Source organism: Ideonella sp. FW305-24 (assembly GCF_058788035.1).
In genome coordinates this window covers 146152-168874 of record NZ_JBYTAI010000007.1, presented here as the reverse complement: position 1 = coordinate 168874, position 22723 = coordinate 146152, and the positions used below count along the sequence as shown (strand labels likewise).

The 22723-nt window shown below is 67.3% G+C and carries 19 protein-coding genes; 7 read left to right on the top strand and 12 right to left on the bottom strand.

Features of this window, described 5'->3' with window-relative positions; translation table 11 throughout:
* Positions 1–11 precede the first annotated feature (11 nt).
* The 4 genes from AC3WR5_RS19745 to AC3WR5_RS19730 all read left to right on the top strand — a co-directional run bounded on the left by AC3WR5_RS19745 (position 12) and on the right by AC3WR5_RS19730 (position 3367).
* The gene (locus AC3WR5_RS19745; RefSeq protein WP_492486516.1) at positions 12–1670 is read left to right on the top strand and encodes a ShlB/FhaC/HecB family hemolysin secretion/activation protein; all 1659 of its coding nucleotides are present in this window, start codon (positions 12–14) and stop codon (positions 1668–1670) included.
* 204 nt (positions 1671–1874) lie between these two features.
* Entirely contained in the window at positions 1875–2486 is a 612-nt protein-coding gene (locus tag AC3WR5_RS19740) for a hypothetical protein (RefSeq protein ID WP_492486514.1), read from the top strand.
* Between the two features lie 51 nt (positions 2487–2537).
* Positions 2538–2822 carry a hypothetical protein gene (locus AC3WR5_RS19735; protein ID WP_141287605.1) on the top strand — a complete coding sequence of 95 codons (285 nt, stop codon included), beginning with the start codon at positions 2538–2540 and terminating at the stop codon, positions 2820–2822.
* Between the two features lie 203 nt (positions 2823–3025).
* Positions 3026–3367: a hypothetical protein gene (locus AC3WR5_RS19730; protein WP_492486512.1), complete on the top strand. Its 342-nt coding sequence runs from the start codon at positions 3026–3028 to the stop codon at positions 3365–3367.
* 275 nt (positions 3368–3642) lie between these two features.
* On the opposite strand, the gene AC3WR5_RS19725 is transcribed toward AC3WR5_RS19730, so the two are convergent.
* From AC3WR5_RS19725 to AC3WR5_RS19690, 8 genes are all read right to left on the bottom strand, one after another.
* Positions 3643–4230, bottom strand: coding sequence for a superoxide dismutase family protein (locus AC3WR5_RS19725; protein ID WP_492486510.1), 588 nt, complete (start codon positions 4228–4230; stop codon positions 3643–3645).
* A 145-nt stretch (positions 4231–4375) separates the two neighbouring features.
* Positions 4376–5098: an ABC transporter ATP-binding protein gene (locus tag AC3WR5_RS19720; RefSeq protein ID WP_141287602.1), complete on the bottom strand. Its 723-nt coding sequence runs from the start codon at positions 5096–5098 to the stop codon at positions 4376–4378.
* Between the two features lie 11 nt (positions 5099–5109).
* Positions 5110–7038, bottom strand: coding sequence for a branched-chain amino acid ABC transporter ATP-binding protein/permease (locus AC3WR5_RS19715; protein ID WP_492486508.1), 1929 nt, complete (start codon positions 7036–7038; stop codon positions 5110–5112).
* Between the two features lie 4 nt (positions 7039–7042).
* Positions 7043–7918: a branched-chain amino acid ABC transporter permease gene (locus AC3WR5_RS19710; protein ID WP_141287600.1), complete on the bottom strand. Its 876-nt coding sequence runs from the start codon at positions 7916–7918 to the stop codon at positions 7043–7045.
* Between the two features lie 335 nt (positions 7919–8253).
* Positions 8254–9501, bottom strand: a complete 1248-nt coding sequence (locus AC3WR5_RS19705; protein ID WP_492486506.1) for an ABC transporter substrate-binding protein — start codon at positions 9499–9501, stop codon at positions 8254–8256.
* A 175-nt stretch (positions 9502–9676) separates the two neighbouring features.
* Positions 9677–10336, bottom strand: coding sequence for a response regulator transcription factor (locus AC3WR5_RS19700; protein WP_492486505.1), 660 nt, complete (start codon positions 10334–10336; stop codon positions 9677–9679).
* Positions 10317–11729, bottom strand: coding sequence for a cache domain-containing protein (locus AC3WR5_RS19695; protein ID WP_492486504.1), 1413 nt, complete (start codon positions 11727–11729; stop codon positions 10317–10319). The genes AC3WR5_RS19700 and AC3WR5_RS19695 overlap by 20 nt, the downstream gene beginning before the upstream one ends.
* 115 nt (positions 11730–11844) lie before the next feature.
* Complete coding sequence (locus AC3WR5_RS19690; protein ID WP_492486502.1) at positions 11845–12342, bottom strand: GNAT family N-acetyltransferase; 498 nt, start codon at positions 12340–12342, stop codon at positions 11845–11847.
* Between the two features lie 236 nt (positions 12343–12578).
* Here AC3WR5_RS19690 and AC3WR5_RS19685 point away from each other — a divergent pair, with 236 nt between their 5' ends.
* A complete protein-coding gene (locus AC3WR5_RS19685; protein ID WP_492486804.1) occupies positions 12579–13238 on the top strand; it encodes a DsbA family oxidoreductase in 660 nt (219 codons plus the stop codon).
* Between the two features lie 32 nt (positions 13239–13270).
* Here the strand turns inward: AC3WR5_RS19685 and AC3WR5_RS19680 are convergent, their stop codons facing one another.
* On the bottom strand, positions 13271–15160 hold the full coding sequence (locus AC3WR5_RS19680) for an ATP-binding cassette domain-containing protein (protein ID WP_141288139.1): 1890 nt from the start codon (positions 15158–15160) through the stop codon (positions 13271–13273).
* Positions 15161–15477: 317 nt separating this feature from the next.
* On the opposite strand from AC3WR5_RS19680, the gene AC3WR5_RS19675 reads away from it, so the two are divergent.
* Positions 15478–17385, top strand: coding sequence for a GGDEF domain-containing protein (locus AC3WR5_RS19675; protein WP_492486500.1), 1908 nt, complete (start codon positions 15478–15480; stop codon positions 17383–17385).
* A 32-nt stretch (positions 17386–17417) separates the two neighbouring features.
* Here AC3WR5_RS19675 and gshB read toward each other — a convergent pair whose 3' ends face one another.
* Positions 17418–18380, bottom strand: a complete 963-nt coding sequence (gshB, locus tag AC3WR5_RS19670) for a glutathione synthase (RefSeq protein WP_492486498.1) — start codon at positions 18378–18380, stop codon at positions 17418–17420.
* Between the two features lie 221 nt (positions 18381–18601).
* Between gshB and AC3WR5_RS19665 the strand changes: the two genes are divergently transcribed.
* Positions 18602–19336, top strand: a complete 735-nt coding sequence (locus AC3WR5_RS19665) for an outer membrane lipoprotein (RefSeq protein ID WP_492486496.1) — start codon at positions 18602–18604, stop codon at positions 19334–19336.
* Between the two features lie 68 nt (positions 19337–19404).
* On the opposite strand, the gene AC3WR5_RS19660 is transcribed toward AC3WR5_RS19665, so the two are convergent.
* Entirely contained in the window at positions 19405–20577 is a 1173-nt protein-coding gene (locus tag AC3WR5_RS19660; RefSeq protein ID WP_141288174.1) for a benzoate/H(+) symporter BenE family transporter, read from the bottom strand.
* A 183-nt stretch (positions 20578–20760) separates the two neighbouring features.
* Entirely contained in the window at positions 20761–22644 is a 1884-nt protein-coding gene (locus tag AC3WR5_RS19655; protein ID WP_492486494.1) for a potassium transporter Kup, read from the bottom strand.
* Positions 22645–22723: the final 79 nt, after the last annotated feature.

Genomic DNA, 22723 nt, shown 5'->3' with positions numbered 1-22723 from the left:
TTGTTGTTGCCGTGAGAAGCTTGTCCCCGAACCGCCTGGCGCTGTATGCGCTGAGCCTGGCCACCAGCGCCGCGCTGGCCGCACCTGATGCCGGCCAGTTGCTGCAGGAACTGCGCAACAACCCGCCGCCGCGCTCGGCGCCGAGTGCATCGCCGCCGCTGAACGTGGACGCACCGGCGCCTGGCGCTGTGCCTGAGGGCGGCGTGCGTGTGCGGGTCAGCGGCTTTGTGCTGCGCGGCGTGCAAAGCCTGCCCGAGGCCGGGCTGCAGGCCTTGCTGGCCGATGCCATCGGCCGTGAGCTGAACCTGGCCGAGCTGAACCAGCTGGCCGGCCGGCTCACGCGCGCCTACCGCGAGGCCGGCTACCTGGTCGCGCGGGCCTACCTGCCGGCGCAGGAGGTGCAGGGCGGGCGGGTGGAAATTGCGGTCGCCGAAGGCCGGCTGGGCAAGGTCGAGCTGCGCAACCGCGCCGAGCTGCAGGGCGACGCGCTAGCGCCGCTGGACCTGCTGCAGCCGCAGGCCGCGCTGCGCGAGCAGGACCTCGCGCCGGTGCTGCTGTCACTGCGCAGCCTGCCGGGCACGCGCGTGCTGTCCACGCTGCGGCCGGGCGACACGCCGGGCGCTTCGGACCTGCTGGTGGAAGTGGACGAAGGCCAGGCCTTCGAGGCCGACGCCGCGCTCGACAACCACGGCAGCGACAGCACCGGCGACCAGCGCCTGAGCCTGAACCTGTCGTTCAACAACCCGCTGCGCCTGGGCGACCAGCTCAGCCTGCACCTGCTGCGCAGCCAGCTGGCCCAGCGCTACGCCGCCGCGTCCTACCAGTTGCCCGTGGGTCCGCTGGGCACGCGCGTGGGCCTGTCTGCCTCGCACATGGACTACCGGCTCGGCAAGCAGTTCGCCGCCCTCGGCGCCTACGGCCTGGCCAGCACGCTGAGCTTCTACGCGCGCCACCCGCTCGTGCGCAGCCAGACCGACAACTGGAATCTGCAGCTGCAGTACGACGACAAGCGTCTGGTGGACATGGTGGCCAGCACCGAGACCCGCAGCACGCACCGCATCAACCTCGCCAGCCTGAGCCTGCAAGGCCAGTGGCAGGACGGCTGGCTGGCGCTGCCGGCCATGAGCGACCTGAGCCTCGGCCTGCAGACCGGCCAGGTTCACATGGACGCCGTCAGCACCTTCATCGACCAGCTCAGCGCCAACACCGGCAAAGGCTTCAGCAAGCTCACCGCCAGCCTGCAGCGCCAGCAGCAGCTGCTGCCCGAATGGACGCTGGCCATGGCCTGGCGCGCCCAACGCGCCGACCACAACCTGCCCTCTGCCGAAAAGATCAGCCTCGGCGGCGCCAACGGCGTGCGCGCCTACCCCGAAGGCGAAGCCAGCGGCGACGACGGCTGGGTCGGCAACCTGGCACTGCGCTGGCAGCCAGCGCCGGAATGGCAGCTGCAGGCGTTTGCGGATGCGGGGGTGGTGCAGGTCAATCACCAGCCGTGGAGCAGCACGGGCAGCAACCGGCGTCGCCTGGCCGGCGCTGGCGTGGGCGGGGGCCTGCAAGGCAGCGGCTGGGCACTGGACCTGTCAGCGGCCTGGGCCACGGATCGGGAGGCTGCGGTCATCACGCCCAAGCGCAGCCCGCGGGTTTGGGCCAGCCTGTCGGTCGGCTATTGATTGGCGCATTGACTGCGCGGCAGGCCTGAGCAACTGGTTCCGTGGCCGCCAGATCCGCAGCGGCGCCCACCGGCTCCGTGCGGCCCGGCCAAAGCAGTTCCGCGCTTGGCAAGACGATGCCGCGCCCGCAGAATCCCCAACAAGCGCCGCTTTTGACGGTGCTGTGATGTCGAGACTGAACGCACTTCGACAGGGGGAATTCAAATGGATCAAGGACTGGTGCCGGCAAGGCTGCTGCCTGTTACTCGGGCGTGCCTGATGATATTCGGCCTTTTTTCACCAGTTATACCGCGGTGGATGGCTCGGATGCTTGCATTTTTGCGACAAACATTTTTCCTCACGGTTCTGGCCGGCATCTCAAACATGGCCGCGGCCAGCGCTGTTTGCCTTGACCGCGATTCCGGCCAGCCGACCGATCTCACGAGCATCGCGAACAAGCTCCGTGACCTTGACCATGGGCCGTTGACCAAGGCCGCTTCGTTGAGCGTCGATATCAACTACGATGGTGCAAACGAACTCATCGTCAAAAGTAACGATGGAACGTGCGGCACCGGAGGTTGCTTCTTCTCGGTTTTTGATGGGAAGACGGGCCGCAATCTGGGTGAGCAGTTCGGCGGGATGCTCTATTTTCACGAACCATTGATCAATGGTTGGCCCGTGCTTGAGGTCTACGGGCACTCAAGCGCCGAATCGGGGACATTCGCCACATGGGTCATGGAGGGCGGAAGGTATCTCGCCGTCGCCGATGTATTCCTCCAAGGTGCACTGCTCAAGCAACACGTCGACAAGCTTCAGTCCATGTGCAGCATTCCGTGAGCGAGGCGAGTGACGTCCAGCTAAGCACAACCCTTTCATTCCTCAGGTGTCATGTCGGCCACTTTCGCCATCGTCGCAGTCATCGCGGTCACAATCATCAACTTAGCCATTGTTGCGGCGAGTTCGGTATTTGCGATTCACGGAGACGGAACTCCTGGCGAGATGTCTCTGGTGCTCGTTGTCGGCTCTCTATGGGTCCTTGCCTTTGCGGCCCGCTCGATCTTCACGGTCACCAAGGGAGCGCGCGGTCAGGCAGTGAGTACATCGGCAAAAGCAATCCCCTATGCTCTTATGGTGCTGGTTCTGTCTCAATTCTTTATTCCGCTATTTAACTGAGGCTCGTGGAAGTCGAGGCCACGTGCGAGTCGAGAGTCAGGTGTCCCATTTCCCGTTCCGCTTTCGGTTAAAGTGACGAGCCGGACCTCGCGCCTTTGACCCGCGTCCCTCACGGAGGAGCCGCATGACTGAATCAGTGCCTAAGGTGGTTTACCGAGGTGAATCAATGATCGAAGGTTGGCCTGAAAGAATTCGTCAAGCCCATGAGCTGCGTCCTTCGAATTGCCTCTGATAAATTGGACCTGATCCTGGGTTGGATTTCTTTGAAGCCTTATCGGCTCCAGGGTGGGACGGCACATTTTCAGGTCAGTGAATGCGACTTCGACAATCTGCCAGGGCAAGTGAGAGACGCTGTTTCCTTCCTCAGTTTACGAAGGCACGAGATCGCTGCGCTCATGGCGGCGTCGACGGCCAGCGGCGTCCTCGACTTCGCGGTTGAAGGTGCGGGCTCTGAAGTTCGTTTCGCTGCGCTGCCCGCTGTACTGGTGCGCGAAGCGGGCGCGCTTGGCTTGGCACTGGAACTTTCGCAGTATCCGAAGGAATAGCCGCCGCCACCGTGGTTCAAATAAATGGGGTCAGAGTCAATTTATCTGCGTGTCGGGCGAATGCCGCTTTTGACGGTTGAGAAAGATAAATTGACTCTGACCCCATTTATTTGTGCGCTGACCTGCCCTTGTTTCCTCCCGATTTGGTTTTCACGAATTCGGGTTATGCAGGCGGGGCAGTCGCCGTTTCGGGCCTGGTGGATCTGGCGTTCACCGCTTCCCGTGCGGCCTCGCGTAAGGCAAGGCCGCCGAAGTCAGCGGAATTGAGCTTGGGCTCAGTGCCCTGCAATCACGCCGCAAGCCACCCGTCCACCCGAATTACCCGTCGGCTGCGTCGCGTAGTCGTCAGGGTTCGCGTGCACGATCACCGAGTGGCCGATGACGCTGGTGGGGCCGGCGGCGACGGTTGGGCCGTCGAGCATGAAGTGCTCATCGACGTTGCCGCTGGCGTCTGCGGTCAGGGCGGGAATGTCGCCGGCGTGGTGCGGGCCGGTTTGCGGGCCGTGGGGTTGGCCGGTGGGGTTGAAGTGGCCGCCGGCGCTCATGCCGTCGGGGCTGGCGCAGTCGCCCTTGTCGTGCAGGTGGAAGCCGTGCACGCCAGGGGCCAGGCCGCTGAGCTTGGCGTGCACCATCAGGTGCCCGTCTTTCTCGTGGAACATCACGATGCCGCGCACGTTGCTGCCGGCAATCGGTGTGAGCGTGGCCACGGCCATCGAGGCCATGTGGCCCATGCCTTCCATGCCCCCCATTCCGCCAGCACCGTGCTCATGCGCGGGCGGCGCGGCGCAGCCTGAGGCCAGGGCGGCTGCGGCGAGGGCCAGTGGCGAGATCAGGCGGGCGAGCGACGAGCTTGAACGGGTCATGAGGCGGCTCCTTGTGCACGAGGTGCTTGTTGGGATCGCCGACTATAGGAGCGCCCGTGGCAGGGCCACAAGCCGCCCAGCGCAAAGAGGCGACGGACTTCGGTGCGCCAAGGCCCCGAAAGGCGCCTCGGGAGCTGCCCTGCGCTCAGTGCCCGCCGCCCAGGTAGGCCGCCTTGACGGCGGGGTCGTTGCGCAATTTCTCGGCCCTGCCGTGCACTGCGATGCGGCCGTTTTCCAGCACGTAGCCGTAGTCGGCCACGGCCAGTGCGGCGGCGGCGAACTGTTCGACCAGCAGCATGGTGGTGCCGGCGGCTTTCAGGCGCTCGATGATGCGGAACACCTCGTCGACCAGGATGGGGGCGAGGCCCATGGACGGTTCGTCCAGCAGCACGACTTCGGGGTTCAGCATCACCGCGCGCGCCATGGCCAGCATCTGCTGCTCGCCGCCGGAAAGCGTGCCGGCGAGCTGGGTGCGGCGTTCCTGCAGGCGCGGGAACAGCGCCATGGCTTTTTCCAGGTCTGCCGCCACGTCGCCCTTGGGCCGGCTGCCGGTCAGGCGCGGGAAGGCGCCGAGCAGCAGGTTGTCGGCCACGCTCATGGTGGCGAACACGCGCCGGCCTTCGGGCGAGTGGGCCAGGCCGAGGCGGGCGATGTGGTACGGCTCCAGTCCGTCGATGCGCTTGCCGTTGAGGTGGATCTCGCCGCCGGTGGGCGCGATCATGCCGCTGACGGCGCGCATCGTCGTCGTCTTGCCGGCGCCATTGGAACCGATCAGCGTGACGACCTGGCCCTTGGGCACGTCGATGGAAATGCCGTGCAGGACCTGGACTTTTCCGTAGCCGGCGCTGAGGTTGTGGATGGTGAGCATCTTGTTGTTCCTCAGCTGGCCTGGCCGCCCAGATACGCTTCGATGACTTTTTCGTTGGCCTGCACTTCAGCAGGCCCGCCCTCGGCGATCTTCTGCCCGAAGTCCAGCACCGAGACGGTGTCGCACAGGCTCATCACCACGTCCATGTGGTGTTCGATCAGGATCACCGTGACGCCGTGTTCGCGGATCTTCTGGATGATGGCGCGCAGCGCGACGATGTCGGGCGCGGTCAGGCCGGCGGCGGGTTCGTCCAGCAGCAGCAGTTGTGGGTCCAGCGCCAGCGCCCGGGCAATTTCCAAGAGGCGCTGCTGGCCGTAAGGCAGGTTGCGCGCCTCTTCGCCGGCCAGCTCGCCCAGGCCGACGAAGCGCAGCAGCGCCAGCGCGCGCAGCCGCGCGGCGCGGTGTTCGCGCAGGTAGCGTGGCAGGTGCAGCGCCACGTCGATCAGGTTAGAACGGAAGCTGTGGTGCAGGCCCACCATCACGTTGTGCAGCGCGCTCATTTCGCCGAACAGCTGCACGTTCTGGAAGGTGCGGGCCACGCCGCGCTGGGCGATCTGCGCCGGGCTGAGGCCGGCCAGCGAATGGCCTGCGAACGCGACGCTGCCGGCGGTGGGCGTGTAGATGCCGGTGAGCACGTTCATCATCGTGCTCTTGCCCGAGCCGTTCGGGCCGATCAGGCCATGGATGCTGCCGCGCTTGACGTTCAGGTCCACGTTGTTCAGCGCCTTCAGGCCGCCGAACTGCATCAGCACGCCGCTCGCGGCCAGCAGTTGCTCGCCGGTGGCACCACCGGCCTGGGTCAGCGCCTGTTGGCCGGGCGCAAGGGCTGCGACCTCGGCCGCCTCGTGCGAGGCATGGCTGCGCAGGCCCAGCGCGCCGCGCACGAAGCCGACGATGCCGTCCTGCAGGTAGTACACGACGAACAGCGTGATCAGCCCGAAGATGGACAGCCGCCAGTCGGTCATGCTTTGCAGCTTGAACGACACGGCGGCCAGCGCGATGGTGCCGATCACAGGAATGGCGGCGCTCTTGGGCTTGATCTTGCCGCGCTGCACGGCCACGCCTGCGGCGATGGCGACGATCACCGCCAGCGCCACCGAGGCGGTGCGGAACATCGCCAGGTCGTCCAGCAGCTTGGGCAGCAGCACGATGATGGCCGCACCCAGCAGCGAGCCGATGCGGCTCTTGCGCCCACCCATGATGACGGCCAGCAGGAACATCACCGTCAGCTCGAAGTTGTAGGTGTTGGGCGAGATGTACTGCTCGGAGTAGGCGTACAGCGCGCCCGCCAGGCCGGCGAGGCCGGCGCTGATCACGAAGGCATAGACCTTGTAGCGGTAGACCGAGACGCCCATGCAGTCCGAAGCCACCGGGCTGCCGCGCAGCGCCTCGAAGGCTCGGCCCAGGTGTGAGCGCAGGATGCGGTGCACCACCAGCAGCGAGGCCAGCAACAGCACGCCCACCAGCCAGTAGTACTCGGTCTCGTCCATGGTGTGGCCGAAGACGCTGGGCTTGGTCAGCGTGATGCCCATCGGCCCTTCGGTCAGGAAGCTCATCTCGTTGATTAGGATCTGGATGATGGTGCCGAAGGCCAGCGTGACCATGGCCAGGTACGGCCCGGTGACGCGCAGCGCCGGCAAGGCCAGCAGCGCGCCGAACACGGACGCCACCGCGATGGCCGCCGGCAGCGTGACCCACAGCGGCGCGCCCAGTTTCATCACCAGCACGCCTGCGGTGTACGCGCCAATGCCGAACAGGCCGGCATGGCCCAGCGAGACCTGGCCGGTGTAGCCGACGACGATGTCCAGACCGAACAGCACGATGGCGTAGATCAGGATGGTCTCGACCAGGTGCACGTAATACGGGTTGCCGACCATGGCCGGGAAGGCCGCCAGCAGGGCGATGCCCACGGCGATGGCCGCGATTTGAGGTGCCTTCATTGCGTCAGACTTTCTTGATCGCCGTCTTGCCGAACAGGCCGGCCGGCTTGAGCGCCAACACGATCAGCAGCAGCACCAGGCCCGGCACGTCCTTGTAGCCGGTGGAGAGGTAGAAGCCCGTGGTCGTCTCGGCAATGCCGAGGATCAGCCCGCCAACGACGATGCCCATGCCACTGGTCAGCCCGCCGATGATGGCGACCGCAAAGGCCTTCAGGCCCAGCACCGCGCCCATGGTGGCGCCGGTCAGCGTGAGCGGGGCGATCAGCACGCCGGCAAACGCGGCGGTCAGCGACGAGAGCGCGTACGAGAAGGTGATGACCAGGCTGGTGTTGATGCCCATCAGCTTGGCCGCGTCCCGGTCATTGAAGGTGGCGACCACGGCCTTGCCGTAGATGGTCTTGCGGTTGAAGAACTCGACCGCCAGCATCATCGCCAGTGCGCCGAAGACCACCAGCAGCTCCATCGGCAGCACGTTGGCGCCGAGGAATTTCATCGGCGACTCGGGCAGCGGCGACGGGAACTTCAGGTCGTCCCGGCCCCAGATGTTCTCGGCCACGTTCTTGAAGATGATGCCCAGCGCGATGGTGGACATGATCCAGCCGAACTCGGACTTGATCTTGATGGCAGGCCGCACGCCGATGCGCTCGACCACCGCGCCCTGGGCCGCGCCGAACAGGCAGACGATGGGGATCATCAGCCAGTAGTTCACGCCCAGGCCGACCAGCGTGAGCCCGACCAGCGCGCCCAGCATCAGCGCGTCGCCCTGGCCGAAGTTCAGCGTGTCCGAGGTCGCGAAGGTCAGCTGGTAACCGAACGCGATGACCGCGTAGATCATGCCCAGCGCAATGCCGCTGAACACGAGTTGGGTGAGGATCTGCATATCGCCTCTTCTTCATTGCTGGGACGGGCTGGTAACTCAACCCTCTGGCCGAGCCGAATCCACATGTCCGTTCGGGCTGAGCCTGTCGAAGCCTTGCGTGCGAGCCGAGCGGCCCTTCGACAGACTCAGGGCGAACGGAGTGACGGCGCTCAGGGTGAACGGTGGAGCGGTGCGCCGGCCCTTCGACAAGCTCAGGGTGAACGGAAAACAAGGCACCTCTCCCCCGTTCGGGCTGAGCCTGTCGAAGCCTTGCGGGCGTGCCGAGCGGCCCTTCGCAGGCTCAGGGCGAACGGATGCGAAGCGCGGGGCGAACGGTGTGGGTGGCTGCGGTCGGCCTACTTCTTGACGGCCGTCAGCGCGCCCTTGGCGTTGACGTCCTTCACGCGCACTTCCGAGGCCTTCTTGAAATCGGCTTCATAGGCGTAGACCACGCGCTGGCCCTTGACCTCGCCAAACACCGGGATGTTCACGGTGATGGCCTCGTGGTCGGTCTTGGTGAAGGGCTTGTTGTAGGTCGTGACCACGCCGTCCACCGGCGCCTTCAGGTCTTCCAGGGCTGCCTTGACCTTCGGGCCTTCGGTGCTGCCGGCCTGCTTGATGGCGGCAGCCAGCAGGTAGATCGAGTCGTAGCCCTGCGCGGCCGAGACGGGCGAATCGATGCGGCTGTTCTTCGGGTTGAAGGTCTTCAGGTACGAGACGATGAAGGACTGGCGCTTGGGCGTCGTCGGTTCCTGGATGAAGGTCTGCGGCATGCGCGCGCCTTCGCCGCCGGGGCCGGCGTTGTCGATGTAGTTGGCCATCGACAGCGTCCAGCTGCCGATGATGGGCACCTTCCAGCCCAGCTTGGTCATGCCGTTGGCGATCTGCGCCAGCTCGGGGCCGATGCCGTAGGTCAGCACCGCTTCGGCGCCGGCTTCCTTGGCCTTCAACAGCTGCGGCGTCATGTCGACGTCCTTGATGTTGAACTTCTCTTCGGCGACCGGCTTGATGCCTTTGAGCTCCAGCGCCTTCACCAGGTCCTGCCGGCCGAGCTGGCCGTAGTTGGTCGAATCGGCCAGGATCGCGAGCTTCTTGTAGCCGCGGCGGGTGACCGCCTCTTCGACGATCATCGGCGCCTGGATGCTGTCGTGCGCGGCGTTGCGGAAGATGTAGTTCTCGGGCTGGTTGTCGAACTGGTGGGTGATGGCCGAGCCGGTGGCCACGTTGTTCATCACCGGAATCTTGGCTTCCTGGTAGAAGCGCTGCGAGGCCAGCGCCACGCCGGTGTTGATGTAGCCGACAGTGGCGGCGACCTTCTCCTTGTTGATCAGCTCCTGGGCGATCTGCACGCCGCGCTCGTTCTTGGCTTCGTCGTCACGTTCGACCAGCTCGATCTGCCGGCCCAGCACGCCGCCGGCCTTGTTGATCTCTTCGGTGGCCAGGCGCACGCCGTCGCGCATCGAAACGCCCATCGAGGACGAACCACCGGTGAACGGCCCTGCCACGCCGATCTTGATCGGGTCGGCGGCTTGTGCGCTGGCGAAGGCCGCGGCCAGCGCCAGGGTGATGAGGGGCAGGCGGAAATGCGTTGCTTGCGAGATCATCGGCTTGTCTCCGGATTGTGTAAAAGCGAGTGGAACGAGTGTGTAACTCCGCGCATCTGCGCGCCACCGCTGCAATACCTAGAGCCGATTCGCGGCTTTACGCACTCGTTTGCCCGCTCCGGTGAGACCCGATCAGGGAAAGCACCGCAACCTTTGCGGCACTGAAAAGCCGTGCTCAGCCACCGGTGCGCGCGGCGTTTTCGACTGCGTACTTGATCAGCTCGGCCTGGCCGGCGAGGTTCAGCTTGCGGCGGATGTTCTGCCGGTGCGACTCGACGGTGCGCACGCTCAGGTTCAGCGTGTTGGCGATCTGCTTGCTGGCCAGGCCCTGGCCGAGGAAGCTGAGCACGTGCTGTTCGCGATCTGACAGCAGCGGCCGTGCGCTGGGGCCGCGGAACAGGCGTGCAGCCATCGCCGGGCTGAGGAAGGTGCCGCCGGCGTACACGGTGCGGATCGCGTGCAGGATCTCCGAGGACGGCGAGTCCTTCAGCACGTAGCCGCGCGCGCCGGCCCGCAGCGCGCGCTGCGCGATCTCGGTGCCGTCGTGCATCGAGAGCATCAGCACCACGCGCTCCGGGTCCTCGTCCAGCAGCCTGGCGGTCAGCTCGATGCCGCTTTCGCCACCCTTCATGCCCACGTCCATCAGCACCACGTCGGGCGCGCCATCTGGCGGGCAGTCGCGCAGGCGCGCGAGGGCTTCCGTGCTGTTGCCGGCCTCGGCGATCACCAGCAGGTCGTCGGCCATCGCGAACACGGCCTTCAGCCCATCGCGCACGACCGCGTGGTCGTCGACGATCATCAATTTGATCGGGCGTTCAGGGCTGTCGGTTGGCATTGGGTTCCTGTCGGGAAAAACGAGTGATCACGGCCTTGGGCACGTTGGCCAGCAGCAGCGTCTGGCCCGGGTGGGAGCTGATGCTGAGCGTGCCATCGATCGCGGCCAGGCGTTCGCGCATGTGGCGCAGGCCCAGGCCGCGGCTGGGGTGGCGCTGGAAGAATTCGGTGTCGAAGCCGCGGCCGTTGTCCTGCACGCGCAGCTGCAGGCTGGCCGGCGTGAAGTCCAGCTGCAGCTCGACGCGGGAGGCCGCGGCATGCTTCTCGATGTTGGCCAGCGCCTCCTGCGTGACGCGGAACAGCACGGTCTTGATGGCCTCGGGCAGGTCTTCGACCGCGCCGTCGGTGCGCAGCGTGAAGCGCGTGGCGCTGTCGCCCCACATCTCCTGCGCCATCTGCGCCAGCGCGGCCGGCAGGCCCAGCGTGTCCAGCATCACCGGGCGCAGCCGGTGCGACATGCCGCGCACCTCCACCAGCGCGTCGCGCAGCCTGTCCACCGCACGCTGCAGCGCGGTGCGCGCAGCCAGCGCACGCTCGTCGCCCAGCTCGGCGGCGTTCAGGCGCTGCAATGCGGATTCGGCCAGCAGCTTGACCGAGACCAGGGTCTGGCCGGTGCCGTCGTGCAGCTCTCGTGCGAGGTAGGCGCGCTCGCTTTCCTGCGAGCTGACGAGCTGGCGCGTCAGCAGCGTGAGCTTGGCGTCGGCCAAGCGCAGCTCGTGCATGTTCAGCCACAGGCCCACGCCGAAGATCAGCAGCAGCCCGGCCACGCTGATGCCGGCGATCCAGCGGGTCGTGGTGTTGACGCTGGCGGCCAGCTCCTCGTCCAGCTGGGCCAGCACCTGGTCCACGTCGTCCACGTACAGCCCCGTGCCGAACCACCAGTGCCAGCGCGGTAGCGGCGTGACATAGGCGACCTTGGCCGCGTCGGCATCGCTGGAAGGCTTGTGCCAGCTGTAGTCGACAAAGCCGCCGCCGGCCTTGGCCTTGTCCATCATCAGCTGGATCGGGAACTGGCCGTAGGCGTCGCGCAGGCGCCGCAGGTTGCGGCCCACCAGCTCGGGCTGGCGGGCGTGCATCAGGTTCACGCCCTCGTCGTTGTAGAGGAAGAAGTAGCCGTCGCTGCCGTAGTCCAGTGCGGCCAGCTGCCGCATCACCTGCTGCTTGATCTCGTCGTCGTCCCTGCCGGTGTTGTAGAGCGGGCTGATGGTGCTCAGCGCCATCGCCACGAAGTGCCGCAGCTCCGAACGCGCCGCTTCCATGTACGCGCTCTTGACCAGCGCCTGCTGCCGCTTGGCCAGCAGTTCCTCCTGGTGGCGTTGGGCCACCGCGATCAGGCTCATGGCCGCGATCAGCGGCGTCATCGCCAGCAGGACGACCTTGTGGGTGAGGCGCATGCGTCAGTCGAAGGGGTACACAGAACGCTTCACGACGCAGCCGGCGCAGGGCCGTCCCAAGGCGGCTGCGCAACCCGCTCGGCGGGTGGCTTCGCGTATTCGCGAAGCCGGGTGCTCAAAGTTCGGCTTTCAGGTAGTGGGCGCCTGGAACGGGGTTGAAGTAGTAAGGCGGGATCTCTTCAAAGCCCAGCGAGGTGTAGAGGCCGCGGGCGGATTCCATCTCGTCCAGCGTGTCCAGCAGCATGCAGGAGTAGCCGGCCTGGTGGGCGTTGTCCATCAGCGCCTGGGCCAGCAGCCGGCCCAGGCCGAAGCGGCGGAAGGCGCGGCGCACGTAGAGCCGTTTCATCTCGCAGGCGTTGGCATAGTCGGCCTCGGCGCAGGGGCGGAAAGCGCCGCAGCCGGCCAGTGCGCCGTCCACATAGGCCAGCAGCAGGTGGCCGGCAGGGCCGGCGTATTCGCCGGGCAGCGCGGCCAGCTCCTGCTCGAAGTCCTGGAAGGCGAGGTCAATGCCCAGGCCGTCGGCGTATTCGCGGAAGATGGTGCGCGTCGCGTCCAGCGCGTCGGGCGTTTGCGGGCAGATCAGCAGGATCTCGGGTGGGTCGTTTAGGGACACCGGGCGTCGGGCGGCGAGCAGCGCGCCAAAAGCAAGCGGAAGCGCCAGTCTAGCGGGCAGAGCACCCATCGGGATCCTCCAAAGGTTCGGGATTCCCCGCCAAGAGACATGGGGCACCCGGTCTCTCGGAATACGCGAGACCACCCGCCGAGCGGGTGGCTTGGCCGCTTGGGGCGGCCCGGCGCGGCCAAGCCCCAAGTCCTGCCGCCAATCAAGGCTTTGCCATGCCCGGAACAATGGCGGTCATGAAGATCGACTTTGTCTCCGACGTTTCCTGCCCCTGGTGCATCATCGGCCTGCAGTCGCTGCAGCAGGCGCTGGAACGCATCGGGCCCGAGCTGCCTGTCTCGCTGCACTTCCAGCCTTTCGAGCTGAACCCGCAGATGGCGGCCGAAGGCGAAGACATTGGTGAGCACCTGCAGCGCAAGTACGGCGCCAGCGCGGCGCAGAGCGAAGCCAACCGCGAGAACATCCGCCAGCGCGGCGCGGCGCTGGGCTTCGAGTTCCGCATGGACAAGCGGGCCCGCATCTACAACACCTTCGACGCGCACCGCCTGCTGCACTGGGCCGGCGAGCAGGCAGACGGCCTTCAACTGGCGTTGAAGAAAGCCTTGTTCAGCGACTACTTCACCGAAGGCAAGAACCCGGGCGACTTCGCGGTGCTGCTGGACGCGGCCGAAGCCGTGGGCCTGGACCGCGAGGCCGCCGAGACGGTGCTGAAGAGCGACACCTACGCTGTCGAGGTGCGCGAGCTGGAAGCCTACTGGCAGCAGGCCGGCATCCACTCGGTGCCGGCCGTCATCATCAATGACCGGCACCTGATCTCCGGCGGCCAGCCGCCGGAGGTGTTCGAGAAGGCACTGCGGCAGATCGCCGCCGAAACCACTTCGGCCTGAGCCCGCAGGGCGCCGGGCCGCCGGGTGCACGATCAGCCCCGCGTTGACAGTGCTTCCCAGCGCTCCATCGCTTCGAGCAGTTCTTCGTCCAGCGCTGCATGGCGCTGCGTGACCTCGGCGATGCGTTTGGCGCCCTGGCTGTAAAGCTCGGTGCCGGCCAGCATCGCGGCCAGCTGGGCCATCTCTTTTTCGATTGCGTCGATGCGCGCCGGCAGCTCACCCAGTTCGCGCTGTTCCTTGAAGCTGAGCTTGCGCTTTTCGGCGACGGGCTGCGCTGCCACCGGCGCGGCAACCGGTGCCGGTGGCGTGGGCGCAGGGGCCGAGGAACGCGCGGCCTGCGCACGAACCTGCGCGGTGCGCGCGGCCTGGGCCTGCCAGTCGGCAATGCCGCCTTCGTACTCGCGCCACTGGCCATTGCCTTCGGCGACCAGCGTGCTGGTGACGACGTTGTCGACGAAGCGCCGGTCGTGGCTGACCAGGAAGACGGTGCCGTCGTAGTCCTGCAGCAGCTCTTCGAGCATTTCCAGGGTTTCGATGTCCAGGTCGTTGGTCGGCTCGTCCAGCACCATCACGTTGGCCGGGCGGGCGAACAGGCGGGCCAGCAGCAGCCGGTTGCGCTCGCCGCCGGAGAGGCTCTTGACGGGCGAGTTGGCGCGCGCCGGGGCGAACAGGAAGTCGCCCAGGTAGCTCATCACGTGCTTGCGCTGGTTGCCGATCTCGATCCACTCGCTGCCGGGGCTGATGGTGTCGGCCAGCGTGGCCTCCATGTTCAGCGCCTCGCGCATCTGGTCGAAATACGCGACCTGGATCTTGCTGCCTTGCAGCACGCTGCCGCTGTCGGGCGCCAGCTCGCCGAGGATGAGCTTGAGCAAGGTGGTCTTGCCGGCACCGTTCGGGCCGATCAGGCCGATCTTGTCGCCGCGCAGCACGGTGCTGGAGAAATTGCGCACCACCTGCTTGTCGCCGTAAGCCTTGTTGACGTCTTCCAGCCGCGCGACGATCTTGCCGCTGGCGCCGCCGGTGTCCACGTCCAGCCGCACGCCGCCGATCACGTCGCGCCGCGCCGCGCGGGTCTCGCGCAGCTTCTCCAGCCTGCCGATGCGGGCCACGCTGCGGGTGCGGCGGGCTTCCACGCCCTTGCGGATCCAGACTTCTTCCTGCGCCAGCAGCTTGTCGGCCCGGGCGTTCTGCAGCGCCTCGGCTTCCAGCTCGCGCTGCTTGGCGGCCTCGAAGGCGGCGAAGTTGCCGGGGTAGCTGCGCAGCTGCCCGCGGTCCAGCTCGACGATGCGGGTGGTCACGGCGTCCAGGAAGGCGCGGTCGTGGGTGATCAGCAGCAGCGCGCCGCGGAAGTTGTTGAGCAGGCCGGCCAGCCAGTCGATGGCGTTCAGGTCCAGGTGGTTGGTCGGCTCGTCGAGCAGCAGCACGTCGGGTGTGGCGACCAGCGCGCGGCCCAGCGCCACGCGCTTGCGCAGGCCGCCGGAGAGGGTGTCCACGACGGTGTCGGGGTTCAGGTCCAGGCGGTGGATGGTCTCGTCCACGCGCTGCTCCCAGTTCCAGCCGTCCAGCGCTTCGAGCCGGGTCTGCAGCGCGTCCAGGTCCTCGCCGTCGGCATGGGCCTCGTAGCGTTCGCGGATGGCCTTGGCCTCGGCCACGCCTTCGCTGATGGTCTCGAAGATGGTGGCGCCGGGGCGCAGGTGCGGCTCCTGCGGCACGTATTCGCGGCGGATGCCGGTCTGGATCTGCATCACGCCGTCGTCCGGTTTCTCCAGCCCGGCGAGGATCTTCAGCAGCGAGGACTTGCCGGCGCCGTTGCGGCCGATCAGGCCGGTGCGCTCGCCCATGTCCAGGGTCAGGTCGGTGCCGTTGAGCAGCGGCACATGGCCAAAAGCGAGGTGGGCGTTCGAGAGGGTGATCAGGGCCATGGGAGCTGCCGGAGGCAAAAAGCAAGAAGGCCGGCCGGTCGGCACGGAAGGTGGCGCAGCGCGCGCAAGCCACGCGCCGGCCAACCGGGGATTATCCGGGCTGGACAGCGCGCCGTGTTGGCTGCGGACATCGGCCGCCAGTTGAAGCTGCAGCCAGCCGGCCCCGGCGCGACTTGTTGGCGGTCTGGCCCGATTTGAAATAAATGGGGTCAGACTCCCTTTTCCGTTCCGCTCAAGTCAGGCCGCCAGGGGCCGAGAAAGGGGGTTGGACACCTGACATGCCTGTTTTCCCCCTCCTTTCTCCTGGCGCCGCCGCCATGGCTGCGCTGCTGCGCGCCGGGCTGCTGGTGCTGGCGTTGCTGTGGGCCTGCGGCGTGCAGGCGCGGCCGGCGATCTGGCAGCAGCAGGACGCGCTGGTGTTGGACGATCCTCACGCCGCGGAGCGTTGGACGCAGCACGAACTCGCGGCCGCGCGAGTCGCCGGAGATGTCGATGCCGAGTTCTGGCTGCTGCTGGGCGCCGCGAGCGTGCAGGACCAGCTGGAAGACACACCCGCGCAGCTGGCGCTGCTGCACCAGGCCGAGGCATTGATGAATGCCTGGCCTGGGGCCGGCGAGCTGCACAAGGCCTGGCTGGCCCAGGCGATGATCCTGGCAGACCTGCGGGAGAAGCCTGCCGCCGAGATCGCCGCGCGCATTGCCGCGCTGCGCCGCCAGATCGAACCGCTGGAGGCTTCGGACCTGCAGTGCGAGCTGGCGTCGCTGGACATGTGGGCCATGGTGTACGCCGGCAACAATGACGAGGCCTGGGTGGCTGGCGAGGCGCTGGAGCGCTGTGCGCATGCGGTGGGCAGCCTGGACCAGGAAGTCTCGGCGCTGCTGCAACTGGGCAGCTTGACCAGCCAGGTCAGCGGCAAGGTGCCGGCAGCCGGGCAGGGCGAGGACTATTTCCGCCGTGCGCTGGCGCTGCTGGGCGACCGGCCGGCGCGCTTCATGCGCAGCCTGCTGGAATGGCAGCTGGGCAATGCGCTGGTGTATTCGCGCCAGCTGCAGCAGGCCCGGGACCACTACGAGGCTGCGCTGGTGCTCAGCCGCGACCTGCAGGACGAGGCAGGCATTGCGGCGGCATTGATCAAGGTGGGCGAGCGGGTGCTGGACGACGGCAATGCCGAGGCCAGCCTGAGCATGGCGCGCGATGCCCAGGCCCTGATGGAGGCGCAGCACAACGAGGGCCGGCTGATGGCGGCACACGTGCTGGTGCTGCGCTCGTTGACGGCGCTGCGCCGGCCGGACGTCCTGCAGGCGATCGAGCAGGCAAGGCCGTTGGACGCGCCCGAGCGCATCGCGTCACGCCGCATCGAACTGGCCACGGCGATGGCCGAAGGCTTTGCGTCTCAAGGCCTCTACGCCAAGGCCTATGCCGAGCTGACCCGCGCCAACCTGCTGCGCAACGAGGCCAAGGAAACCTTGCGCGACAGCCAGATGCTGCGCCTGCAGGCGCGCTACGAAGGCGCGCGCCTGGACGCGGAAAACGCCGACCTGCGCCGCCGCTCCGAAACCGCGCACCTGGAGCTGGTGGCACAGGCTGCCACACGCCGCGCCTTGTGGGCCGCACTGCTGGCTTTGCTGGTGATGCTGGCTGGCGCCGCAGTGCTGGTGGTGCGCGGCTGGCGCAAGCGGCGTCACCTGGCCAAACTGGCCTTGCGCGACGAGCTGACCGGGCTGCCGAACCGGCGCGCGATCAAGGCTGCTGGTGAGGCGCAGCTCGCGCAGGCCCGCCAATGGCAGCTGCCTTTCAGCGTGGCGCTGATCGACCTGGACCATTTCAAGCAGGTCAACGACCGCCTGGGCCATGCCGCCGGTGACGCGGTGCTGCAGGCGCTGGCCGCAGCGGCCGGCAGGGTGCTGCGCGGGCAGGACCGGTTGGGTCGCCTGGGTGGCGAAGAGTTTTTGCTGCTGATGCCGGGTACCACGCTGAGCGAGCTGAACGCGGTGTTCGACCGGCTGCGTGCGACTTTTGCCGCCTGCGAGATCGCTGGCCTGCCGTCGCCGCACGGGGTGCGGTTTTCGATGGGCGGCGCCGAATGGCAGCCGGGCACCGACTCGCTGGCTGCGCTGATCGACGCTGCGGACCAGGCGCTCTACGTGTCCAAGGCCGCGGGCCGGGACCAGCTTTCGCTGGCCGAGCCGGCGACGGTGCTGCTGCGCATGGCTGTGCCGGCCTGACGCCAGCCGGCTCCGACGCCCGGTCCGACCGGTCAGCCTCGGCGCGCGCCAGTTTCCAGGGCGTCCACGAACAGCGCCGCCACGTCCACGCCGGTCTGGTTGGTGATTTCCTGGAAGCCTGTCGGGCTGGTGACGTTGATCTCGGTCAGGTTGTCGCCAATCACGTCCAGGCCGATCAGCATCAGCCCGCGCGGCGCCAGCACCGCGCCGATGGTGCGTGCGATTTCCTCGTCCCGCGCACTGATGGGCTGGGCCACGCCCTTGCCGCCGGCCGCCAGGTTGCCCCGCACCTCGCCGCCCTGCGGAATGCGCGCCAGGCAGTGCGACACCGGCTCGCCGCCAATCACCAGCACCCGCTTGTCGCCGGCTTCGATGGCTGGCAGGAAGCGCTGGACCATGATGGTCTGCGCGCCGTCGCGGTTCAGCGTCTCGATGATGCTGCCCAGGTTCAGCCCGTCGTCCTTGACGCGGAAGATGCCCATGCCGCCCATGCCGTCCAAGGGCTTCAGGATGATGTCGCGGTGCTCGGCGTGGAACTCGCGCACGTCGGCAGCAGCGCGGGTCACCAGCGTGGGCGGGGTGAACTGCGGGAATTCGAGGATGGCGAGTTTTTCGGGATGGTCTCGCAGCGCGCGGGGCGAGTTGAAGACCCGCGCGCCTTCGGCTTCGGCGCGTTCCAGCAGGTGGGTGGCGTAGAAGTATTCGCTGTCGAACGGCGGGTCCTTGCGCATCACCACGGCGTCGAAGCTGGCCAGGTGGCGCACCAGTTCCGGGCCGGCTTTGAACCAGTCGTGCACGTCTTTGCCGGAGCGGCCGGTCAGCGTGACCTGGCGCAGGCGCGCCTGCACGGAGCCGCCGCTGCGCCAGTGCAGGTCCTGCGGGCCGCAGGCAAACAGCACATGGCCGCGCCGCTGGGCTTCGCGCATCATCGCGAAGGTGGTGTCCTTGTAGGTCTTGAAGTGATCCAGCGCGTCGGCGACAAAAAGCAGGTTCATGGCGGCAGCCCGTGACAAACTGAGGCGCAGTGTGCCCTGAAGCGTCAGCCGTTGCCGGCGGGTTCGGGCTTGACCTCTGGCGGCTGAAGCATTCTGATACCGGTTGAGCGTCAGCCGAACGGCCTGGATTGCGTTATACCCACAGGCTTCAAGCCTTCAACGTCGTACCCGCAGGTACCCCACAGTATTTGCCCCACAGCCTCCCGGAGGAGCTGACAACAATGAACCCCTCAACCACTGTTCCCTCGTCTTCCGCCAGTTCCGGCCTGCCGCGCGCGGTCTGGGTCGCTGGCGGCCTGATGGCCGTCGCCATCGCGGCGCTGGCCGGCACTGTCGTCTGGCAGCGCAGCCAGATCTCTGCCGCGCCGACCAGCGAAGTGGCCACGCTGCCGGCCACCCCCGCAACCTTGCTGGACGATGCGGCCAGCGCGCCGATGGCGGCCGCACCGGCGCCAGCGCCGCAGCAGGCCGAAGTGGTCGAGCCGGCCGTGAAGCCAGTGGCTGCCGTCAAGCACGCGACGCCGAAACCGACGAAGCCTGCCAACGCGTACCCGGCTGACACCACCACCGCCAAGGCGGAGGACTACCCGGTCGAAGCACCGTCGGCACCGCCCGCACCGGTGATCTGCGCGACCTGCGGCACGATCGAGTCGGTCGAGACGGTGACGGTTGAAGGCAAGGGCTCTGGCGCTGGCGCCGTGGCTGGCGGCGTGGCCGGTGCCGTGATCGGCAACCAGTTCGGCAAGGGCGGCGGCCGCACTGCGGCCCGCCTGCTGGGCGCGGTCGGTGGCGCGTTTGCCGGCAATGCCATCGAGAAGCACGCCCGCACCGAAACCGTCTACCGCATGCACGTGCGCATGGACGATGGCACCCGCCGCACCATCACCCAGCCGCAGCCGGTCTCGGTCGGCACCGCGGTGACGGTGGAGGGCAATTCGATGCGCGTTGGCCACTGAAGCCGGACGGCATCTGCCAATGAGAAAAGGGCCTGCGGGCCCTTTTCTCGTGGCGGGACGAATCTCCCTCAGCCAGCCTGCCGTCTGGCGCTGCTGAGCAAGGCCACGGCACCCGCGATGACGCCCCAGAACGCCGAGCCGATGCCGAAGAAGCTCAGGCCCGACAGCGTGACCAGGAAGGTCAGCAAGGCCGCGTCGCGGTGGCGTTCGGCGTTCAGCGCGTTGGCCAGCCCGGCGCCAATCGTGCCCAGCAGCGCCAGCCCGGCCACCGCGATCACCAGTTCCTTCGGGAACGCGCCCAGCAGCCCGGCCACCGCACCGCCGGCCAGGCCGACGACGATGTAGAACACGCCCGCCGCGGCAGAGGCCATGTAGCGTCGCGCCGGGTCTTCGTGCGCCTCGCGGCCCATGCAGATGGCTGCGGTGATGGCTGCCAGGTTCAGCGCGTAACCGCCGAATGGCGCGAGCAGCAGCGAGGCGACGCCGGTGGCACCCACGGTGGGGGAAACAGGAATCTGAAACCCCGCGGCCCGTTGCGCCGCCACGCCGGGCAGGTTCTGCGAAGCCATGGTCACGACGAACAAGGGCAGGCCGACCCCGATCAGGGCATGGGCTGAGAACTGCGGGGTGGTCCATGCCGGCCGGGCCCAGCCCCAGGGCACGTCGCCCAGGTGCAGCAGGCCTTGCGCCGCTGCCAGTGCGATGCCGGCTGCCAGCACGCCGGGCACCGCATAACGCGGCCACCACCGCCGTCCCGCGAGAAAGGCCGCGGCCATGCCCAGCACCAGCAGCGGCTGGGCATGGCTGGCCAGCACCGCGTCCAGCGCAAAACGCGCCAGCACGCCGGCCAGCAAGGCCGAGGCAATGGCCATCGGGATGCGGTCCATGATGCGTTCGAACCAGCCGGTGTAGCCGACGATGGCGATCAGCAGCGCACAGGCCATGAAGGCGCCAATCGCCTCGGCCATCGGCACGCCCTGGGTCGCGGCAATCAGTGCGGCGCCCGGCGTGGACCAGGCGGTCAGCACCGGCTGGCGGTACCAGAGCGACAGGCCCAGGCTGGTGAAGCCCATGCCCAGCCCGAGCGCCCAGATCCACGAGGCTGTCTGCGCTGGCGTCGCGCCCAGCGCCTGGGTCGCGGCGAAGATCAGCGCGACCGAGCTGGTGAAGCCGACGAGCACGGCGACGAAGCCCGCCACGACGGTGGAGAACGAAAGGTCCCGCAGAAGAGATCGTTTCATCGGTGATGGCGCAGCAACAGCACGTTGCGGCCGAAGGGGATTCGGCGCCGGGCCGCCCCAAGCCGAATCGCGCCCCTCGGGGGCAGGAGCGCAGCGACTGGGGGGCCGAGGATTCGGCGCCGGGCCGCCCCAAGCCGAATCGCGCCCCTCGGGGGCAGGAGCGCAGCGACTGGGGGGCTCAATTCAAATCTCGACCTTGGCGCCCAATTCCACGATGCGGTTCGAGGGCAGGTTCAGGAAGTCGGCCATGTCGGTGGCGTTGCGGTGCATGCTGGCGAACAGCTTCTCGCGCCACATGGCCATGCCGTCGCCGAAGGTCGGGATCACGGTTTCGCGCGACAGGAAGTAGCTGGTGTCCATGTCGTCCATCGGCACACCGCGGCCTTCGAGCAGGCGCAGCGCCTCGGGCACGTCCGGGTCGTTCTTGAAGCCGAAGTTCAGCGTGATCTGCCAGCAGTCATGTCCCATGGAATGGATGGACAGGCGCTTGTCGAAGCCAACCCAGGGCACTTCGTGATGCCGCACCGTGACGAACAGGTTGTGCTCGTGCAGCACCTTGTTGTGCTTGAGGTTGTGCATCAGCGCATTGGGCGTGAGGCCTTCCTCGGCAACCAGGAAAACCGCCGTGCCGGACACGCGCACCGGAGGGCTGACGAACACCGCTTCGAGGAAGCCTTCGAGCTCGATGGCGTCGTCGCGCACGCGGTGACGCATGATGGTCCGGCCCTGTTTCCAGGTCAGCATCAGCAGGAACATGCCCGAGCCGATCACCAGCGGGAACCAGCCGCCGGCGATCAGCTTGAGCAGGTTGGACAGGAAGAAGGTCAGGTCGATGACAAAGAAGAAACCGGTCACCGCGATGCACAGCAGCAGCGGGTAGCGCCAGCCGTAGCGGATCACGAAGAAGGTCATCACCGTGGTGATGGTCATGTCCAGCGTGACGGCAATGCCGTAGGCCGAAGCCAGCGTGGACGAGCTCTTGAACAGCGCCACCGCCAGCACGATGAAGACGAACAGGCCCCAGTTGACGAAGGGCACGTAGATCTGGCCGGTGTCGCGCACGGAGGTGTGGCGGATCGTCATGCGCGGCAGGATGCCGAGCTGCATGGCCTGCTTGGTGACGGAGAAGGCGGCCGAGATCAGCGCCTGCGAAGCGATCACGGTGGCGGCGGTGGCCAGGAACACCAGCGGCAACTGGGCCCAGGCCGGCGCCATCATGTAGAACGGGTTTTCGACCGCCTCCGGGTGCTCCAGCAGCATCGCGCCCTGGCCGAAATAGTTGATCACCAGCGCCGGCATCACGATGCTGTACCAGGCAATGCGGATGGGCTTGCGGCCGAAGTGGCCCATGTCGGCATACAGCGCTTCGCCGCCGGTCACGCACAGCACGACCGCGCCCAGTGCGACGAACGACACCAGCGGCTGGTCGATGCAGAACCTTGCGGCATGCAGCGGGTTCAGCGCCACCAGCACCGCGGGGTTCTCGATGATGTGCGGCAGGCCCAGCCAGATCAGCACGCCGAACCAGACCAGCGTGATCGGCCCGAAGAATTTGCCAATGCCGCCGGTGCCAAAGCGCTGCACCGAGAACAGGCCGGTCAACACGATCAGCGTGATCGGGATGATGAAGCTGTGCAGCCCGGGCGCCGCGACCTCCAGGCCCTCGACGGCAGACAGCACCGAGATGGCCGGCGTGATGACGCCGTCGCCATAAAAGATCGCGGTGCCGAACAGGCCGACGACCATCAGCACCCGCCGCAGCCGCGGCCGGTCGCGCACGGCCGTCGTGGCCAGCGCCAGCATCGCGATCAAGCCGCCTTCGCCGTTGTTGTCTGCCCGCAGGATCAGCAGCACATACTTCAACGAGACGATGATGGTCATCGTCCAGAAGATGAGGCTCAGCACCCCCAGTACATTGCCCTGCGTGGCCGGCACATGCCCCGCATGAAAGACTTCCTTGAGCGCGTACAGCGGGCTGGTGCCGATGTCGCCATAGACCACACCCAGCGCGGCCAGCGTCAGGGCGGCCAGCGCGGCGGGTGACTTTGGGGTGGCGGATGAACTCAAGCGCGGACTCGGCGAAACGGAGCCGCTATTGTGCGCTGCCTACCTGCGCAGGAAGCGTCTTTCCAAGCCTGCCTGATCG

Excerpts from the sequence above, each read along its gene's own strand:
- AC3WR5_RS19710 (WP_141287600.1), bottom strand. The coding sequence starts at position 7,918 with ATGCAGATCCTCACCCAACTCGTGTTCAGCGGCATTGCGCTGGGCATG.
- AC3WR5_RS19715 (WP_492486508.1), bottom strand. The coding sequence starts at position 7,038 with ATGAAGGCACCTCAAATCGCGGCCATCGCCGTGGGCATCGCCCTGCTG.
- AC3WR5_RS19675 (WP_492486500.1), top strand. The coding sequence starts at position 15,478 with ATGGCTGCGCTGCTGCGCGCCGGGCTGCTGGTGCTGGCGTTGCTGTGG.
- AC3WR5_RS19700 (WP_492486505.1), bottom strand. The coding sequence starts at position 10,336 with ATGCCAACCGACAGCCCTGAACGCCCGATCAAATTGATGATCGTCGAC.
- AC3WR5_RS19730 (WP_492486512.1), top strand. The coding sequence starts at position 3,026 with ATGAGCTGCGTCCTTCGAATTGCCTCTGATAAATTGGACCTGATCCTG.
- AC3WR5_RS19665 (WP_492486496.1), top strand. The coding sequence starts at position 18,602 with ATGAACCCCTCAACCACTGTTCCCTCGTCTTCCGCCAGTTCCGGCCTG.
- AC3WR5_RS19735 (WP_141287605.1), top strand. The coding sequence starts at position 2,538 with ATGTCGGCCACTTTCGCCATCGTCGCAGTCATCGCGGTCACAATCATC.
- AC3WR5_RS19740 (WP_492486514.1), top strand. The coding sequence starts at position 1,875 with ATGGATCAAGGACTGGTGCCGGCAAGGCTGCTGCCTGTTACTCGGGCG.
- AC3WR5_RS19725 (WP_492486510.1), bottom strand. The coding sequence starts at position 4,230 with ATGACCCGTTCAAGCTCGTCGCTCGCCCGCCTGATCTCGCCACTGGCC.
- AC3WR5_RS19685 (WP_492486804.1), top strand. The coding sequence starts at position 12,579 with ATGGCGGTCATGAAGATCGACTTTGTCTCCGACGTTTCCTGCCCCTGG.
- AC3WR5_RS19705 (WP_492486506.1), bottom strand. The coding sequence starts at position 9,501 with ATGATCTCGCAAGCAACGCATTTCCGCCTGCCCCTCATCACCCTGGCG.
- gshB (WP_492486498.1), bottom strand. The coding sequence starts at position 18,380 with ATGAACCTGCTTTTTGTCGCCGACGCGCTGGATCACTTCAAGACCTAC.
- AC3WR5_RS19695 (WP_492486504.1), bottom strand. The coding sequence starts at position 11,729 with ATGCGCCTCACCCACAAGGTCGTCCTGCTGGCGATGACGCCGCTGATC.
- AC3WR5_RS19720 (WP_141287602.1), bottom strand. The coding sequence starts at position 5,098 with ATGCTCACCATCCACAACCTCAGCGCCGGCTACGGAAAAGTCCAGGTC.
- AC3WR5_RS19680 (WP_141288139.1), bottom strand. The coding sequence starts at position 15,160 with ATGGCCCTGATCACCCTCTCGAACGCCCACCTCGCTTTTGGCCATGTG.
- AC3WR5_RS19660 (WP_141288174.1), bottom strand. The coding sequence starts at position 20,577 with ATGAAACGATCTCTTCTGCGGGACCTTTCGTTCTCCACCGTCGTGGCG.